The following is a 16,196-nucleotide window of genomic DNA, read 5'->3' on the forward strand; positions in this document are numbered from 1 at the left end:
ATAATACTGCAGAATGAATATTGAAGACTTCATGCTGACCTGTCCCAGTAAAAAGTTTTTGGGAGTAGAATGCCTTGGATGTGGTGCTCAGAGGGCCGTCGTGCTGGTTTTTGAAGGGAAATTTTATGAAGCTTTTCAGATGTATCCTGCCGTATATACTTTATTATTGTTTTTCTTTACTCTTGGTCTCAGTTATATAGACAGGAAAAGAAAGTATAGTAATATACTGATGATAATGGCGGGGGTTAATCTTGTTATTATTGTGGTATCTTATATTTACAAACATTATTGTGCGCATCCTTAAGGCGATTATTAATCTTTTATCTGAAAAGTCGTAGAATTACTACAATTTCCGAAACTGTTGGCTAAAAACTTTTCAGATTAGAGCATGAAGTCTATCTTTGTTAGACAATTCCTATACACGGGAAGAATCATTAAGGACAAAATTTAAGAATATGGCAGGAAATTCAAGAGGAATCTTAAAATTCAATGGAGGTGAAGGTCAAAAGCTGTTAAAGCTTAATTACAGTGTATCCAGATCTACAGACGTTTCAGGACGTGTGGCTTCAGATCCGTCAAATGCTCTTATTAAAGTAACTATTGAAGCAACAGAGAAATCTGATGTTCTTGAAAGTCTACTCAACAGCAAGTATAAGCCTACAAACGGAGAAATTACATTCAACAAGTCCCATGAAGAAGGAACATTGATTTCTTTACATTGGGAAAACGGATATGTAATCCAGCATGAAGTAGACTTTGATGCTTTAGACAGCAATAATATGCTGGTAAGCTTTGTAATAAGTGCAGAAAGCATTACTTACGGAAACTCATCTTATGACGGACTTTGGCCAAGCTAAGTCTTCAGTATTAAGATATGAAAAGACTGTCCTTTAAGACGGTCTTTTTTTACCTGGTGTAAATCCAGATTCTAGGAATTATTAAGGTTCGAAATCAACAATAATTCAAAGAATAATTAAAAAAAAATAACAAATCACTACAAAATATGTCAAACACACCTGGAAAAAATGCGGGCTCTTTTAGACCCACACAAAATGCTGACGGTGTATCCGAAAATCATCATACCGGAATTAATCGTTTGGTAAAACTTTCTTTGGTTATAGAAGGAAAGATGATTAAATATTATAAACATTTCAATCTTAAGCAAAGTACAAGACGACATCATGAATTCAGCCTTACTCTGGCTCATGATACCTTAGGAGAAAGGCAGACCCATACGCTGGAGGATGCCAATAAATTCTTAGGAAAGCGTCTTACCGCCATTATTTCATATAAAGATATCGATAACAGCCCTGAAAGAACTTTTGTTGGGGTAATTACCGGTGTAGGATTCAGTCAGGAAAAAATGAGTCTGGGAAATATCGTACTTACCGGCTACAGTCCGACTATTCTTCTGGACGGTGCTCCGCACATTCAGAGTTTTGGGGGCGCACAGCCTGTAAATATGGGGATTATTGCAGATGAGGTAATTAAACAGGGAATAGATAAAGGACGTTTTGATATCAGAGTAGACGCCCATAATTTTTCTCAGATTATCTACAGCAGCCAATATGACGAAACGCATTATAATTATTTAGCAAGAATGGCTGAGGCTTATGGAGAACAGTTTTATTATGACGGTGAAGTACTGCATTTTGGGAAACTTCCGCCTCAGAACAAACCTATTGTACTCACCTACGGAAGTAATGCCAATGATATCAATGTAGAGCTTAAGGCTGTTCATACCAGACCTCAGTTCTACGGCTACAACAGTAATAAAGATGAAAAACTGACTTCAGGAACAACCCCCATTAAACATGTCGGGGATCTGGCTAAAACAGCATACAGCCATAATGATACCATCTTTAAAACACCTGCATTGCAGATGGCTCCTATTAAAGCATCCACACATTTAGATGTTGAATATTCACAAAAAAGCGCATCGGGAAGTGAAGCGGTAAATGTTTTTTCTGTTTCAGGAAATACAACCGTTCCTTTTCTGCATCCGGGTTGCGTAGTAGATATGCAGATGCGAAAACCTGATTCCAACGAAACTTCTTATTTCACAAGAATCATGATCACCGAAGCCGAACATGATATTGATACGAAAGGCCATTATCAGGGGAAGTTTGTAGGAATTGCAGCAGATACAGGATTTCTTCCAAAACCGGAATTTACCATTCCCAAAGCAGAACCACAGACCGCTACCGTAATTTCCAATACCGACCCTGAAGGACAAGGGAGAATTCAGGTGAGATTCGATTGGCAAACCAATGATACAACTCATTTTATAAGAATGATGAGCCCCGATGCCGGAGGAACAGATCAGATTACTCAAAACAGGGGCTATGTGGCTATTCCTGAAGTAGGGGATCAGGTAATGGTAAATTTCGTCCACAGCCATCCGGACAGACCTTTCGTGATGGGAGGAATGTTCCATGGAGGAGTAGCTTTAGGCGGTGGCGTAAACAACCGTTTGAAATCTATTCAGACCAGAAGCGGAATCAGAATCTTAATGAATGATGAAGAAGGAAGTGTTACCATCCTTGATCCGAGTGGGAATACCTATTTTATGGATGGTAAAGGCAGTATCAGTATGAAAGCTCCTAAAAACTTTACTTTAAATGCCGGTGAGAATATCAATATCACTGCCGGAAAAGAGATCTCAGTAAGTGCCGGAGCAAGCATTACAAGCTCTGCCAATGAAGATATTATTTCTACGGCCGGAAAAGATATGAGACTTACTGCATCGGGAGATATCAGAGAATCCTCAGATACCAGAACAGAAATGGTAGAAAAAGAATTTAAGAGACAGTCTGAAACATCTCATGAAATAGCAGGAGAAATATCCATGTTCAGTGAAGCCGAGAATATGACGATGCAGAGTGGAAAAATCGTTGAATTCAACAGTGCTGAAAAATCAAAATTATTCTGATATGGCGATTATCAAAACAGCAACCAATATATCGATAACAGTTAAAGACTCTTATCACCTGAGTGTAGGTAAAAAGGTTGAAAAAATTGCAAAGAAAATCAATGTAGAAGCACAGAAGGAAAACCTTGTACTGGCAAGCAATAAGAAAATAATGTCTCATGGAAACAGGTAGATTAAAAGCTCTTGTACTTTTGGTTTTATGCGGTTTTTCATTAATAAACTGTCAAAAGAAAAAAATGGAAGAAAAATACAGCTGGCTGGGAAGTATTTCCGCACCACAGGAATATCCGATGGAAATTTATAAAGGCGCTATTGTAGCTAATGATTTTACCTATGGTTTTGATGCAATCTGGGGAACACAGAACACAGGATGGGGAAATGACGGAGGAACAATGAGTGTAGATACCGAAAAAATGGATCTTCCCCACCACCTTGAATTTACCTGGTACTCTTTAGTAGAAAAAAAATTCTATACCGGAAAATGGGAACTGGATCATAAGAAAATTAAAAGCCTTTTTGATGAAGGATTTGTAGATCAGGATACCCGTAAAAGAACCACCTATTCATCTTTTGTAGTAGGATTAGCTCCGAAAGGAAAAGTTGTTTTATGGGCTAAAGGGCCAGGTAACCAGAAAGAAGTCGGTGCTTTTCAGGCTCATGATACTTTAATTGTTCAGGAAAAAGCGTATTCCAATGCCCGGTATATGCTAAAAGAAGGTTTTGCAGACAGGATGTTAAATGATCCGGAATATAAAACCTTCAAACCGGAGATCCGTGAAAAAATAAAAACAGAAGGGTATCCGGCTCCGGATATCTATGAAACTTATAGGGAAAAGTACAGCTGGAAACCTGTTGTTGTTCTACCGGAAGGAGGTGTGTGGATTGATTTTGGGTTTACCAATTATAACGGAGAACAGGAAAATCTTTTTGCCAAAAGTTTACAGGATAATACTTATAAAAACAGAGCAATTCCGAAATTTTGCGGCTTTTACTGGAGAGATAAAAATAAAAACAGATATGCTGTATGGATAGATGCTTTTGATGAACAGGAAATTTTTGGCTTGTTTCAAAAGCTGGGTAATGATGAAGATATTGATTTTACTATTAAAGTAAATGAAGACAATACCAAAGTATTTTTGTCTCTGGTTACTGAAAAAGAAGAGCTTTCCATCACAAAAGCAAAGATCAGGCTATCCCATAAGATAGAATAATAAATGACTGTCGATTAGTCTTAAAAGAAGAAGAATGCACAACAATCAATTTGGAGGTTATTCCCCTTCGATATCCAAAGAAGAAGTATTGGATATTACCATCGGAATTTTTTTTGACGGAACTTTAAATAATAAAACGAATACCACCGCAAAGAAGGAGAATAATGAAGCCTATAAAAAATATGGGGGAGTACCGGAGGATAATAACAGTTACAATAACGACTGGAGCAATGTAGCCCGTATGTGGGATAACTATGATAAAAGTTTCGGAATCTATATAGAAGGTATCGGAACTGAAGATTCTAAAGGGGATGCAACACTGGGATATGCTTTCGGAACAGGAGAAACCGGTATCAGAAGTAAAGTAAGAAAAGGCTGTGAAGAGATTGTAAAAAAAGTGAAAAATATCAAAAGCTCAAAAAAAGCAGATAAAATTGCAGTGCTTACTTTTGATGTATTCGGTTTCAGCCGTGGAGCTGCCGCTGCCCGTAATTTTGTACACGAAATAGGAAAAACAAAATATAAAGCAAGATCTTATACCGCTTCAGGCGAGGGAATGAGTGCAACCTCTTATACTGATGAAGACGGTAAAAGTGTTTCTTCGGAAGATCTTCCGAAATGGGGACATTTAGGATTAAAATTAGAAGAAGCCGGAATTACTGTAGATGTTTTAAAAATAAGGTTTCTGGGAATTTATGATACCGTTTCTTCTTATTCAAAATACCCGTCGCCGCTTCCTAATTTCAATAATGATGTAGAAGAACTCAGTCTTAATGATATCGGAAAGGCTCAGACTGTGATCCACTTTATCGCTGAAAATGAGCATCGGGAAAACTTTGATCTTACTCAGGTACATATCGGGACTGAAAAGACATTTCCGGGCGTACACTGTGATGTGGGAGGAGCTTATGAAAACGGAACGGAAATCTGGGAAGAAGTAGAAACTTCCTGGACGACGAGTACCAAGCTTAAAGCCCTGAGATTACAACTTATTGCAGAAGGATGGTATGAAGAAAAACAGCTTACGATTACACCAGGTTTTTATCTTTCTCTGAGAGGAGAAAGGGATCTGCTGAAAACATACAGTTATATTCCTTTACATTTTATGGCAGAATATGGAATTGATAAAAGTCTTCCTATTACCATAAAAAAACTTACAGACGAAACATACTCCATTGCAGATGATCAGTTGTTACTGAGGGTTAAAGACAGGCTGAGACCCTATGTAATGGGAGAAGGAAAACCCTATATTTTCAAAAGGGCAAAAGAATTACGGGATGCGTACGGCGGTGCAGAAATTCCGGAACAGAATTATGAGGCCTATCAGAAAGAAGTTAAAGAACAAAAGGATCTGGCCGATCTTCGGAACAAATACCTGCACTGGTCTGCAAGAAGAGAAGGTATTGGTATGGATCCGAGATCAGACAGAAAAAGAGTTATTCATTAAAATAATAAAAACAGAATTTACCCGTAGAAATACTCCATGACGAAGGATTATCATATGCAGAAATTTAACAGACATATCGTTCAGGAAAATGAAACTTTAAAAAGTATCGCTGCAGTTTACAATATAGATGCAGATGCTTTAAAAGTATTTCATAACAATCATTGTGAAGTAAAAGATATGATACTGATCGGGATCACCGGACAAAAAGAAATCTTCATTCCGAGAACTGCTGTAACGGATAAAAGCAGGCTGGTGAGATTTGAAAGGGGAAATACACTGATCTTTCGGCCTGAAAACTCATTTCACAGATATGGAGCTGTCATTACTATTGAATCCGGAAGTAGCAAAAATGAACTAAAATATGAAACTTCCGTACGCTGGCTCAAAAAAGAAAATAAATTACACTTTTTTGAAATAGACAGAACTTCTGCTCTGTATCTGAATAAGGAAGAAGTGAATGAAATAGCCGATACACTCGCCTACAAAACTTCTAAAGTATTATATCCTTTACAGATCAGTACAGATGAAAACGGAAAGTTCTATGCGGTGGAAAACCTTTCTGTATTTAAACAGAGATGGGCCGCAATAAAAGAAGAGGTGTATAAGGAATTTGAAGGAGAAACAGTAGACCGCTACTGTAAAAAAATAGAACAGCTGATCTTTAATCCCGAGATTATTGATCTGTATCTGAAAAATGATTATTTCATCAGGACTTTATTTTTCGGGATTTATCAGAGATTTGGTGCAGAATATCAGATAGAAAGCACGGAGGAGTTTCCCGTCATCAACAATCCCATTGAACCTCAGTATGAAATTAGATTTGAAATTGATCCGTTGAAAGATGATTACAATCTGGTAAATATAGAAGGAGAAGGAAGGCTTAACGATGAAAGAACAATCTATGATTTTGTAAACGGATCACCATTTACAATGATTATTGAAGAGGATCCGGAAATGAATCATGGAGGGAACTTCAGAATGCAATATTATCTGAACGGAGAAACTCAGCTTTCTGAGGCATTATATCTCGAATGCAGCATCATGCTGAAAGAAGAAAAGAAAATATCAGTAGCGATTGCTACGGTACCAGAATAAAAACAATACAAAATGGAAATGAAATTAAATGATGACCTTTTCGGATTGCTCATTGTGAATAAAGAATTTTAGCTATGGCAGAGAAACATATTGTAGTACAGGGCGCGATGTGCAAATGTCAGTTCGGACAGGCTCCGGATAAGCTTAAAGTACTTACCCACCAGAAAGAATATGCTAACGATAAAGATGCTTCCAAAAAACTGATCGTTACTACGAAAGAAATAGGAGGAGCTACCTTTGAAAAAAATACCTTTGGAAACTGTACTAAAAACGGAGGCCCGCCACCACCATGTAAAATTATGGTAACAGAATGGCAGAACTTTTATGACAAAGTGCAGCTTAGCAACGGCGGATTTATTATCGTAGAAGACAGCAAAGCCATTTGTGCAGTGGCAGGAACACCCTGTATAGAGATCATAGACCATGGCCAGAGAACCGAAGCCGGTGCGCAAAATTTTAAAAATGCTGATAAAGATGTACAACAGCAGATCAATCCTCTGGTAAGTTCTGAAGAAATGTATAAAGAACAGCCTGAATATGGCAGACAGGATGATGTAATCTAAATAATAAAGAAATGGCGAAAGGAGTTAAGACAATACAAATGACAAAAGGGCTTTATTATCCTGATAAATCAGTAAAAGGCAAGAGGATTACCATAAAACCGGACCAGAATGTACATTTTGAAGTAGAAGACTGGTTGCCCGGTACCACGGCTGAAGATAAAAAGAAAGAACTGATCTGGATGCAACAAACGAGCAGCAGACAGAGAATTCTCGTTCAGAGGCCTTCTAAGACAGGATATGATTTTTTAATTGAAAAGCAATATTGTGGCAGTTATCACTATTATATTGAAGCCAGTCTCTCCGGTAAAAGAGATAAAAATATAACAGGTCTTTTTGTAAGAGGAATATGTGACCCTACAATTGTAAGCAGCAAATGGACTACTCAGCCGGGAAGTAAAACCAGTATTAAAAACAATAAAAAGAATCAATATATTTCTTACGGGCATCTTGTTTACCTTAATCTGATAACGGAAGGACTCAACGGAAACAATCTCAGTATAGAGCTCTGGAACCGGCAGACTGCCAGAAAAGACAAGCTGGTTTTCACCTACCTCGATGTTCAGGTTATCGATGGCGAAGTCAATCTTAAAATTGAAAATACATACACATGGATGGCCTTTGTAGACAATATCCAGAATGTGGAAGAATTTTATATTAAGGTAAAAGATCCGGTTTCAAAAACCTATATTAAAGACAGGCTGGGTGATGATCTTCATGGAATCTACCTCAATGTAAAGAATAAAGTTGCGAGTACAAATACCAGTGTCAGCAAAAACCAGACCCCTACCAAAGTTTATAAACCGGATGTAAGCAATGTTCGTTATGAGCCTTGTAAATTTGAACAGATCAACATTACGGAAAATGAAACAAAAGACGGGAAAGCCAGTAATACAACCATTACCGTATTTGATAACGGAAAAGGTTTAAAGCAGACAAGTGCTCCTGAGGAAAATATTCACAGAACCATTTTTTATAAATTTGATTCTACCATCATTGATAAAGACGGCGAAGAAATACTGAATAATATTCTGAAATTCCTCCTTGAACACAGAGGCTCTACCATAAATCTGAGTGGATATGCCTGTGTGATCGGCAAACAAAATTATAATAAGGGATTATCTCAGAAAAGAGCAGATATTGTCAAAAAATTCTTTGCAGACGGAGGATTAGACCCATCCAGAATTATTTCTGTTGGAAAAGGTGAAGTAGATCCCACCGATGATAAACAGGGAAAAGATAATATCCGGTATAAAAATGAAAAAGAATACGAAAATAACCGGAGAGTAGATATTTCATTTACATTTCGTGCTCATGATGCACAGACAATTGTTTATGAAGCTTTAGCACCAAGTTCGGATATCAATCTTACAGTAGCAAGTCTGGGATATACCAATAAAGGTTGCTTTCGGGGGAAAGATAAACATGAAAATAAGGTCATTGTAAAATCTCCGGAATATAAGAGCAACCGTGAAATCAATGACAGTTCATTGGCTTTTCCGGTTCACTCGCAACTGGCGGGAGCCAATGTAGCTCCTTTGAATTATATCTGGCCTTCATTCAATGCTTTAACGATGCGGAGTTCCGCAACAATATATAATGTATTTGTCAATTCATGCCGGTGGTTTTCCAATAAAAATAATGCAGTTATTCAGGTAAAAGTGTTTCCGGATATCAAATGGACGGTTGAGTTTAAATGGAATCACGACCAGCCTTTTGCTTATACCTTTGGAAATAAGCTCCATCCTTATGATATTGAAGAAGGAAAGAAAAAAGTAATAGGCTCTGAATTTGACCGGGCGATGTCCAAAACCTACGGTGAAATGGATCAGTCATTTGCTCTTTCTCTGAAAGCAGAATGGAACAGAATTTCACAAGGAAGATCTACTGCACCCCAGACTCTGGAACTGGGGCATAAATGGGATGGGAAGATCAGAAAGACCTTAATGATTTTCAATAAAATGAAAAGCATGACGGAAAGAATTTCCAATTCTCCGTTATCTAAAGGAAAAGCCAGATTTACCATAGAATCTCCTAAAATTGCATTTTCAGCGCAATGGTATCTTGAGAGAGCTCCTAAAACCGCTTTGGATCTCACCCATATGGTGGTGGTAGGGGTATCTGCAAAACCCTTGGTGGAAGCTAAAATTGAAGTCGATCTCTGGAAAATTTTTATAAAATTCGGTGGCGATGCCCTTTGTCCCGGTGCGGGAAGTATTATCACGTGGATTTTAGATAAACTGGGGAAAGAAGCCGGAATGCACTTCCTGATCAGTTTCAGTGGAGGTATTTTTGTAGATGGTAAAGTTACCCTTAACACTTCTTACCCGAAAGAAACTTCCGGTGAAATAAAAACAACCGGAAGAATACAGGTGGTGGCTGAATTTAAAGCCTGGGCAAAAGGCGGAGTAGGTTACCTTGCATTTGAAGGAGAAGTAAAAGCCGATGTAAGTACCTCTGTTACAGGCGGTGTAAAAGTGGGGGCAGATAAAAACGGAGTTTATATAGCTCCTGTAGCCGAATTTGCCGGCGTAAAAGCTACTTTTGTAGCGATAGGAACTGTAAAATTAGGGGTGTTCAAAAGAACACTGACCTATGAAGGAGAATCCAGGCTGGTGATGCCTGATGAAATAAAATTTGAGAAAAAGTATATGAATTCTGATAATTAATAAAATTAAAAATGAAACAGATATTAGTTATTTTAGGTTGTTTTTTAGCCATGAGTTGTAGTTCACAAAAACAGGAAGATCCAAATCTGATTGGTAAATGGGACGGATCATTGAAAGATTCAAAGACGGGAAGTTCCGTTGAAAAAATTATTTTGGAGTTTACCAAAGACGGAAAGTTCCTTCAGCATCTCGGAGAAGGAAAGATGCAAAACACCATAGAATCTACCTATGAAGTTCAGAACGATAAAATAGTTACCGTAGAAAAGGATACCCAGGAAAAATCAGAAGGTAAGTACAATATAAAAAAAGATACTTTAACGATTACTTTCGAAGGGATGGAAAATAAATATATAAAGCTTAAATAATAAGTCCTTTTTCCGTCATATCATCCATACACTCAAGCAGGTGTGATGAGGTGACTGTCAAAATATTGATCCAAGTAATGCTGAAGATACAGTCTTTAGCCAATAAATGCATACTAAAATGACCCGATTTACAGAACCCTATTACCTGGTGGATTTTAATTCTTCCCTGTGTAATTTTGATATTTTTATTAATGATCTGCCTGCCTTTACCCATCACACAGGAGGCAGTATTTCATCACATATCCCGGTTAATCATTTTATACTGCAGCCCGGGGTACAAAAAGTAAAAATAAATGTATTGCCATTAAACGGAGAAACTTCTTTAAGACCGGATGGTTTTTTTAAGGTAAAAATATTTAGTTATGATTCTTCTACGGAGCATTATGAAAATACCGATGAAGCGTTCAGATATGAGCAGGATTTCTCACAGCATACAACACCCGTTAAAGACGCAGTCAACGAATTCAAAGCTGAAGTAAACTATACAGTTTCAGGCTGGTCTGTTTCAGAACCATTGGATACGAAGTCTTTGGATCAAAATGCCATTATTCAATATTTCAGAATGATTTATATGATGTTTAAAGAAAAAAATATAGAAGGTATTCATCAGGAAATGAAAGATAAGTTTGAGGAAATTGACACCTCAATGTATCTTGGAATTGTTGATAATAAACTTGAATTATCTAAACTCTTTGAAGAACTGGCAGCGGGTAACTATATCCTGGAAGAATTTCCCAGGTCTACAGCACTGAAATTTTTTGCAGCGGGTAGAGTTTGTACTTTAACAGGAACCGGAGAAAGACCGGTTATTCATTATACCAATAAAGAAACTAATGAAGAATTTTCATTACCTCTGTTGATTCATAAAAAGAATAACAAATACAGTATTATACGGTAATACTTTGTATAAAAAAGCTGGTCTTCCATGAGGGAGACCAGCTTTTTAATATAAACAGGCTGTTATTTTACTAAAAACTGCACAGTGGTATTATCCAGTTTCAAAATGTAGATTCCCTGCCCAAGATTTTGAGTTCTGATAGAATTTCCGGTTTTGAAAGGCTGATTTACCGTTTGTAAGATTTTTCCCTGCAGATTATAAATTTCAGCTTTCTTAACATTCTGAATATCGCCATTCACAAAAATTTTCTGATTGGTAACCGGATTCGGAGAGATTTTAAAACCCTGGGTATTGGGTTCGTCAACTGTAGCCTTAGCCTGACGGGCTGTCCCCGTGGAATAGCATGTCCATTTAAGATCATCAATAGCCACTCTGTTAGAGGATGAGTTATTCACCAGACTTACCGTTACGTTTCCGGAAACATTAATATTGTTGATGGTTGTTGTTGTCGCTGTTGTATCATATGGAATTGTCCCAACGGTAGTTCCGTTTACCTTTACATCAAAAGTTCCGTTGCTTCCTGAAAATTTAAGCTGAGTAGTTACCGTTAAAGAACCGATACCATTACTTGAACTACCGGATGATAAAGAGCCGTTTCTTACCGTAATTGCTTTATTATTTATAGTCTGATCTGTTCTCGAATCAGTAGCTGTCCACGATACGCCGCCATTGCTCCAGGTTCTTGTCGTATAAGATGCATTGCTGTCAGGAATGGTTTCAAAAGTCTCGTTAACACATCCTGTACTCGGATTCGGAGTCGTAGTCCCTCCACCTGTACTAGGAGAAGAACCCCAGATTTGGTTTACATAATTGGGATTATCAATAAACGGGTTTCTGTTACCCTGATAAGTGTAAGAAGCATTATTTCTTTTGATTTCTGCCTGAGAAACAGGGTCCTGATTATGCCACGCCAGAAGTACATTCAGCTCCCAGCTTTGTAGTCCCGGAAATGTAGAACCTCCCAGCATATCTCCCGAACTGAAAGTGGAAAGCTTGCTTTGGTAACGGGTAACAAAATAGAAAATCATACGGGCTACATCTCCTTTAAATTCATCGATCGGTTCGAAAACCGTTCCCGAATATCCTGAAGAAGCAGAACTTCCAAGTTTTGATCCGTTTTTCGAAGTAAAAGAAGCACTTCCTACTTTTCCGTAAGGATAGTTACTTCTCATCCCGTTTACTTTTCCGTCTGTAGCTCTGATAAAATGAATATCGGCCACCATAGGAGAAGCCTGGTTAAATAAACTTTGAGGAACAACATGTTCCCTGTTATAGCAATTGCCTTCTGTAGAATACGTACCGCATTGGTTGGTTCCGGGCATATATTTATAAGGATCCGGCCCTGTTGGTTTCTCAGAATAGATATCAAGAATAGATCCGTCATTCTCGTAATCTCTGTCGATATCCGTTGTTTTATACCCGGTCCACAATCCGTTATAGCCTTTATCTATATGACCGTTGCTGATAATGGTACTTAATGCCGTTTTAAGTGCTGCACCGCTTAATCCGCTGGCTGAGTTATAGTATCCTGCCGGAGCCTGTGCCTGTGCAAGTCCCGCAAATACAGAGAATAAGATGATTTTTTTCATATTAATATAATTTTCACCAAGATTACTACAATTTTGTGAATAAAAAATTACATAATTATTAATTTTAAATGTGCTGCATTCATGTTTAATTTTTGAATGTCATTTGGGGTATTCTGATGAATATGCATAGAAATGGCATCGCTGGTCAGAGCAGGTTGGAATAAAAAATGCCGGTACAAAAAGCTGTACCGGCATCTATATGGATTGATTTAAATCTTATTTTCTTTGTGGCGGATAATTTTTCATAATATCAGCCATAATTTCAGGAATCTGTCTTTGTTTAGCTTTTGGAGAATCTACAGAAATTCCGCTTCCTATGCCTTGCCAAACCAGTTTATTGGTTTTAGTATCGATAAGGTCTACAATCAGCGCTCCTTCATTATAATTGCTGGTCCATGTTCTGTTCATACCTACACCCCAACCGAAAGGGCCGCCCCAACCCCACATTCCGTAAGGAGAAGTCGTGTTGATATCGGTAACTTTTTTATGATTTGCTTTCACGTTAATGATCAGATCAGGATTCTCGCCGGATTGAAGCCCTTTGCTTTGAAGTTGTCTGGATAACTCGTTTAAAACTCTGTCTTTATCAATATCATTCAATTTTAGATCATCAATTCTTATTTTATAAGTTCTATAAGTATTGAAGTTGGCGCTTTCAGCATAGTCTGAACGTACCTGAAAAGGGCTGCAGGAGGTAAGTCCCAATGTAGCCGCTGCCATCAAAATAAAAATATATTTTTTCATTTTATTTATTTTTTTTATCGTTTTTTATGAATGTATCTGTCTTTTTATCGTACCCGTAAGGACAGTGTCTGCAGCCGCTTTTACAGCAATAACCTCTTTTTAGATGAAATTTTTCCGTAAAAACCTTGTATCCCTGTTCGTTATAATAAAAGTCCTCACCTTCTTTGATGTCAAAATGGGCCATAAGTTAAACGTTAGTCAAAAAACTTTTTATATTTGTTATCATGATAATTGTATGCCAAAAGCCATTAAAAAAATTAAAAATTAACGGCATTGCTCTCTTTCCCTTTATCTTCATTAGGAAACCCGAAGATAAGGAAAATAAAGTACTTATCAATCACGAAAAAATTCATTTGAGACAGCAGCTGGAAATGCTGATTATTTTTTTCTATATTTTCTATGTCATTGAATATTATTACTGGTTTTTTCAGCTGAAAGACGAATATCTTGCTTACAAAAGAATTTCATTTGAAAGAGAAGCTTACGCAAAAGAACATGATCTGCATTATCTCAGCAACAGAAAATTCTGGAGCTTTAGAAAATATCTTTAGAATGACCATGTTTTCAAATGAAATAGAAATTAGTATCATCTGTAGCCCGCTCAAATAAATAAATCTTTTGCTAATTTTGCAATAATAAACATCAGCAGCCAAAGACTATAATGCGATTAAAACTTCCGACAGAACCGGTTCCCATTCAGGAAATATCTCTCAGTAAAAATATAAAGCTCTTCATCAAAAGAGAAGACCTTATTCACCCGCAGATTTCAGGAAATAAATACTGGAAATTATTTTATAACGTGAATAATTATCTTGGTGAAAATCCGGAAAAACCTTATATCATTACTTTTGGCGGAGCATTTTCCAATCATATTGCCGCACTCTCTGCTGTAGGTCATCTTGCTGGTATTCCTACACTGGGAATGATAAGGGGAGAGGAGCTCAAAGATAAATGGCGCGATAATCCTACTTTGCTTTTTGCAAAAAGAAACGGCATGAACCTGAAATTTGTCACCCGTGACGAATACCGCCACAAAGAAAAATTAACGGAATTCCTTCAACAGGAGTTTCCTGATGCACTGATCGTTCCGGAAGGCGGAACCAATACAGAAGCGGTGGAAGGGGTAAAAATGATGCTCAATGAGCAAACAAAAGATTTTGATTATCTTTGCACCGCAGTCGGAACCGGAGGAACCATTGCCGGAATCTCAAAGTTTTGTGAAGAAAATCAGAACGTTATAGGATTCAGGGTAGTGGATGACTCTTCACTGGAGAATAAAATATTTGAATTAACTTTGATGCGAAATTTTAATCTAATAGATTCAGCTTTTGGGGGTTATGGTAAAATAAATGATGAAAACATCCGTTTTATCAATGATTTTAAAGAAAAATATAATATTCCTTTAGAGCCGATTTATACAGGAAAGATGATGCAGAAGCTTTTTGAGTTGATTGAAGAAGATTACTTTCCTGAAAACAGCAGGATTTTGTGCTTTCATACAGGTGGATTACAGGGGATTGAGGGAGCTAATCTGCTTTTAGAAAAACAGAATAGAAATTTAATTATATAAGTAAATTGAGAAAGATGAAAAGACTTTTCCTATCCATAAGCCTTTTAGTTTTATCAAAATTTTCAGCCCAGACTTGGGCCACCGAAGATCAGTACATTCAGAAATTTGCTAAATATGCTGTAGAAGAGATGGAAAAATATAAAATTCCGGCTTCTATTACTCTTGCTCAGGGACTTTTGGAAACCGGAGGCGGGCAAAGCAGATTGGCACTGGAAGGTAAAAATCACTTCGGAATAAAATGTAAAGAAGACTGGGCCGGTAAAACAATGAAACATACAGACGATGCTCCTAATGAATGCTTCCGTGTGTATGAAGACCCAAGACAGTCTTATGAAGATCATTCTGTTTTCCTGGCGACAAGAAAATATTACGCTAATCTTTTCAAACTGGATATGAAAGACTACAAAGCCTGGGCTTATGGTCTTAAAAAAGCAGGATATGCAACCAATCCGCGTTATGCCTCTATCCTGATCACGAAAATTGAAAAGTATAAGCTTTACGAATATGACAATACCAGTTCTACAGAGGTATTGTATGCTGTTCTTAAAATGTATCCGGACCTGAAAGATGACAGAACTTTCATGGCTCAGCTGGAACCTTCAAAGGCAGGTAAAAGAGCAAAAGACCCGGTAACGGTAGAAGTGCCTTATAAGCAGACATCTTATGCACAACAGCAAAAAAGAGTAGAAAAAATCAAAACGAAAGCGGAAATTCTTAATGCAATCCTTATTAAAAGTCATCCGAACGACGGCCTGAAATATATTGTAATTCCTGAAGATACCAATGTACAGTTTATTGCCAATAAATTCAAAGTAAGCGAAAGCAGACTGATGAAATGGAACGAGCTGGAAAGTGACGTATTAAAGAAAAATGATATTGTTTTCCTTGAATCTAAAAACTCTTCCGGAAATACCGCAACGTATAAAGCCGAATCAGGAGAAGATATGCATGATATTGCTCAGAAATTCGGAATCAAACTGCATAAATTATATGCGAAAAACAGAATGGATGAAGGGCAGAAACCTTCACCGGGGCAGTTGATTTATTTGATCGATAAAAAACCAAGAAATTAATCTGTTGAGAATTGACCGGAAGCAATACACTGGCAACTGTTCC

At 37.4% G+C, this 16,196-nt stretch carries 17 protein-coding genes; 14 read left to right on the forward strand and 3 right to left on the reverse strand.

The features are described from left to right. Window positions 1–13: 13 nt before the first annotated feature. The 11 genes from JO178_RS21110 (at window position 14) to JO178_RS21160 (ending at window position 11,177) form a co-directional block, all read left to right on the forward strand. Window positions 14–304, forward strand: a complete 291-nt coding sequence (locus tag JO178_RS21110) for a DUF2752 domain-containing protein (RefSeq protein ID WP_291940257.1) — start codon at window positions 14–16, stop codon at window positions 302–304. Window positions 305–455: 151 nt separating this feature from the next. Further along, window positions 456–857, forward strand: a complete 402-nt coding sequence (gene tssD, locus JO178_RS21115) for a type VI secretion system tube protein TssD (RefSeq protein WP_291940258.1) — start codon at window positions 456–458, stop codon at window positions 855–857. Between the two features lie 146 nt (window positions 858–1,003). Next, window positions 1,004–2,932: a phage baseplate assembly protein V gene (locus tag JO178_RS21120; RefSeq protein ID WP_291940260.1), complete on the forward strand. Its 1,929-nt coding sequence runs from the start codon at window positions 1,004–1,006 to the stop codon at window positions 2,930–2,932. 1 nt (window position 2,933) lies between these two features. Continuing rightward, complete coding sequence (locus JO178_RS21125) at window positions 2,934–3,104, forward strand: hypothetical protein (protein WP_291940262.1); 171 nt, start codon at window positions 2,934–2,936, stop codon at window positions 3,102–3,104. Window positions 3,105–3,168: 64 nt separating this feature from the next. Further along, window positions 3,169–4,143: a DUF2931 family protein gene (locus tag JO178_RS21130; RefSeq protein WP_291940264.1), complete on the forward strand. Its 975-nt coding sequence runs from the start codon at window positions 3,169–3,171 to the stop codon at window positions 4,141–4,143. A 34-nt stretch (window positions 4,144–4,177) separates the two neighbouring features. Beyond that, window positions 4,178–5,590: a DUF2235 domain-containing protein gene (locus tag JO178_RS21135; protein ID WP_291940266.1), complete on the forward strand. Its 1,413-nt coding sequence runs from the start codon at window positions 4,178–4,180 to the stop codon at window positions 5,588–5,590. 54 nt (window positions 5,591–5,644) lie between these two features. Further along, the gene (locus tag JO178_RS21140; RefSeq protein WP_291940267.1) at window positions 5,645–6,685 is read left to right on the forward strand and encodes a hypothetical protein; all 1,041 of its coding nucleotides are present in this window, start codon (window positions 5,645–5,647) and stop codon (window positions 6,683–6,685) included. Window positions 6,686–6,759: 74 nt separating this feature from the next. Then, window positions 6,760–7,248: a DUF4280 domain-containing protein gene (locus JO178_RS21145; protein ID WP_291940269.1), complete on the forward strand. Its 489-nt coding sequence runs from the start codon at window positions 6,760–6,762 to the stop codon at window positions 7,246–7,248. An 11-nt stretch (window positions 7,249–7,259) separates the two neighbouring features. Further along, window positions 7,260–9,914, forward strand: a complete 2,655-nt coding sequence (locus JO178_RS21150; protein ID WP_291940271.1) for an OmpA family protein — start codon at window positions 7,260–7,262, stop codon at window positions 9,912–9,914. An 11-nt stretch (window positions 9,915–9,925) separates the two neighbouring features. Beyond that, window positions 9,926–10,279, forward strand: coding sequence for a hypothetical protein (locus JO178_RS21155; protein ID WP_291940273.1), 354 nt, complete (start codon window positions 9,926–9,928; stop codon window positions 10,277–10,279). A 118-nt stretch (window positions 10,280–10,397) separates the two neighbouring features. Further along, window positions 10,398–11,177 carry a hypothetical protein gene (locus JO178_RS21160; RefSeq protein WP_291940275.1) on the forward strand — a complete coding sequence of 260 codons (780 nt, stop codon included), beginning with the start codon at window positions 10,398–10,400 and terminating at the stop codon, window positions 11,175–11,177. Window positions 11,178–11,239: 62 nt separating this feature from the next. On the opposite strand, the gene JO178_RS21165 is transcribed toward JO178_RS21160, so the two are convergent. The 3 genes from JO178_RS21165 to JO178_RS21175 all read right to left on the reverse strand — a co-directional run bounded on the left by JO178_RS21165 (window position 11,240) and on the right by JO178_RS21175 (window position 13,694). After that, a complete protein-coding gene (locus tag JO178_RS21165; RefSeq protein WP_291940277.1) occupies window positions 11,240–12,766 on the reverse strand; it encodes an endonuclease in 1,527 nt (508 codons plus the stop codon). Between the two features lie 216 nt (window positions 12,767–12,982). Beyond that, window positions 12,983–13,510, reverse strand: a complete 528-nt coding sequence (locus JO178_RS21170) for a DUF4136 domain-containing protein (protein ID WP_291940279.1) — start codon at window positions 13,508–13,510, stop codon at window positions 12,983–12,985. 1 nt (window position 13,511) lies between these two features. Next, window positions 13,512–13,694 (reverse strand): DUF5522 domain-containing protein, encoded by a 183-nt coding sequence (locus JO178_RS21175; protein WP_027379717.1) that lies wholly within the window; start codon window positions 13,692–13,694, stop codon window positions 13,512–13,514. Window positions 13,695–13,734: 40 nt separating this feature from the next. Between JO178_RS21175 and JO178_RS21180 the strand changes: the two genes are divergently transcribed. The 3 genes from JO178_RS21180 (at window position 13,735) to JO178_RS21190 (ending at window position 16,153) form a co-directional block, all read left to right on the forward strand. Then, a complete protein-coding gene (locus JO178_RS21180; RefSeq protein ID WP_291940281.1) occupies window positions 13,735–14,061 on the forward strand; it encodes a hypothetical protein in 327 nt (108 codons plus the stop codon). A gap of 110 nt (window positions 14,062–14,171) precedes the next feature. Next, a complete protein-coding gene (locus JO178_RS21185; RefSeq protein ID WP_291940282.1) occupies window positions 14,172–15,080 on the forward strand; it encodes a pyridoxal-phosphate dependent enzyme in 909 nt (302 codons plus the stop codon). A gap of 14 nt (window positions 15,081–15,094) precedes the next feature. Then, a complete protein-coding gene (locus JO178_RS21190; RefSeq protein ID WP_291940284.1) occupies window positions 15,095–16,153 on the forward strand; it encodes a glucosaminidase domain-containing protein in 1,059 nt (352 codons plus the stop codon). Window positions 16,154–16,196: the final 43 nt, after the last annotated feature.

Source organism: Chryseobacterium sp. (genome assembly GCF_019236175.1).
Taxonomy (GTDB): Bacteria; Bacteroidota; Bacteroidia; order Flavobacteriales; family Weeksellaceae; genus Chryseobacterium.

Excerpts from the sequence above, each read along its gene's own strand:
- JO178_RS21110 (WP_291940257.1), top strand. The coding sequence starts at position 14 with ATGAATATTGAAGACTTCATGCTGACCTGTCCCAGTAAAAAGTTTTTG.
- tssD (WP_291940258.1), top strand. The coding sequence starts at position 456 with ATGGCAGGAAATTCAAGAGGAATCTTAAAATTCAATGGAGGTGAAGGT.
- JO178_RS21120 (WP_291940260.1), top strand. The coding sequence starts at position 1,004 with ATGTCAAACACACCTGGAAAAAATGCGGGCTCTTTTAGACCCACACAA.
- JO178_RS21125 (WP_291940262.1), top strand. The coding sequence starts at position 2,934 with ATGGCGATTATCAAAACAGCAACCAATATATCGATAACAGTTAAAGAC.
- JO178_RS21130 (WP_291940264.1), top strand. The coding sequence starts at position 3,169 with ATGGAAGAAAAATACAGCTGGCTGGGAAGTATTTCCGCACCACAGGAA.
- JO178_RS21135 (WP_291940266.1), top strand. The coding sequence starts at position 4,178 with ATGCACAACAATCAATTTGGAGGTTATTCCCCTTCGATATCCAAAGAA.
- JO178_RS21140 (WP_291940267.1), top strand. The coding sequence starts at position 5,645 with ATGCAGAAATTTAACAGACATATCGTTCAGGAAAATGAAACTTTAAAA.
- JO178_RS21145 (WP_291940269.1), top strand. The coding sequence starts at position 6,760 with ATGGCAGAGAAACATATTGTAGTACAGGGCGCGATGTGCAAATGTCAG.
- JO178_RS21150 (WP_291940271.1), top strand. The coding sequence starts at position 7,260 with ATGGCGAAAGGAGTTAAGACAATACAAATGACAAAAGGGCTTTATTAT.
- JO178_RS21155 (WP_291940273.1), top strand. The coding sequence starts at position 9,926 with ATGAAACAGATATTAGTTATTTTAGGTTGTTTTTTAGCCATGAGTTGT.
- JO178_RS21160 (WP_291940275.1), top strand. The coding sequence starts at position 10,398 with ATGACCCGATTTACAGAACCCTATTACCTGGTGGATTTTAATTCTTCC.
- JO178_RS21165 (WP_291940277.1), bottom strand. The coding sequence starts at position 12,766 with ATGAAAAAAATCATCTTATTCTCTGTATTTGCGGGACTTGCACAGGCA.
- JO178_RS21170 (WP_291940279.1), bottom strand. The coding sequence starts at position 13,510 with ATGAAAAAATATATTTTTATTTTGATGGCAGCGGCTACATTGGGACTT.
- JO178_RS21175 (WP_027379717.1), bottom strand. The coding sequence starts at position 13,694 with ATGGCCCATTTTGACATCAAAGAAGGTGAGGACTTTTATTATAACGAA.
- JO178_RS21180 (WP_291940281.1), top strand. The coding sequence starts at position 13,735 with ATGATAATTGTATGCCAAAAGCCATTAAAAAAATTAAAAATTAACGGC.
- JO178_RS21185 (WP_291940282.1), top strand. The coding sequence starts at position 14,172 with ATGCGATTAAAACTTCCGACAGAACCGGTTCCCATTCAGGAAATATCT.
- JO178_RS21190 (WP_291940284.1), top strand. The coding sequence starts at position 15,095 with ATGAAAAGACTTTTCCTATCCATAAGCCTTTTAGTTTTATCAAAATTT.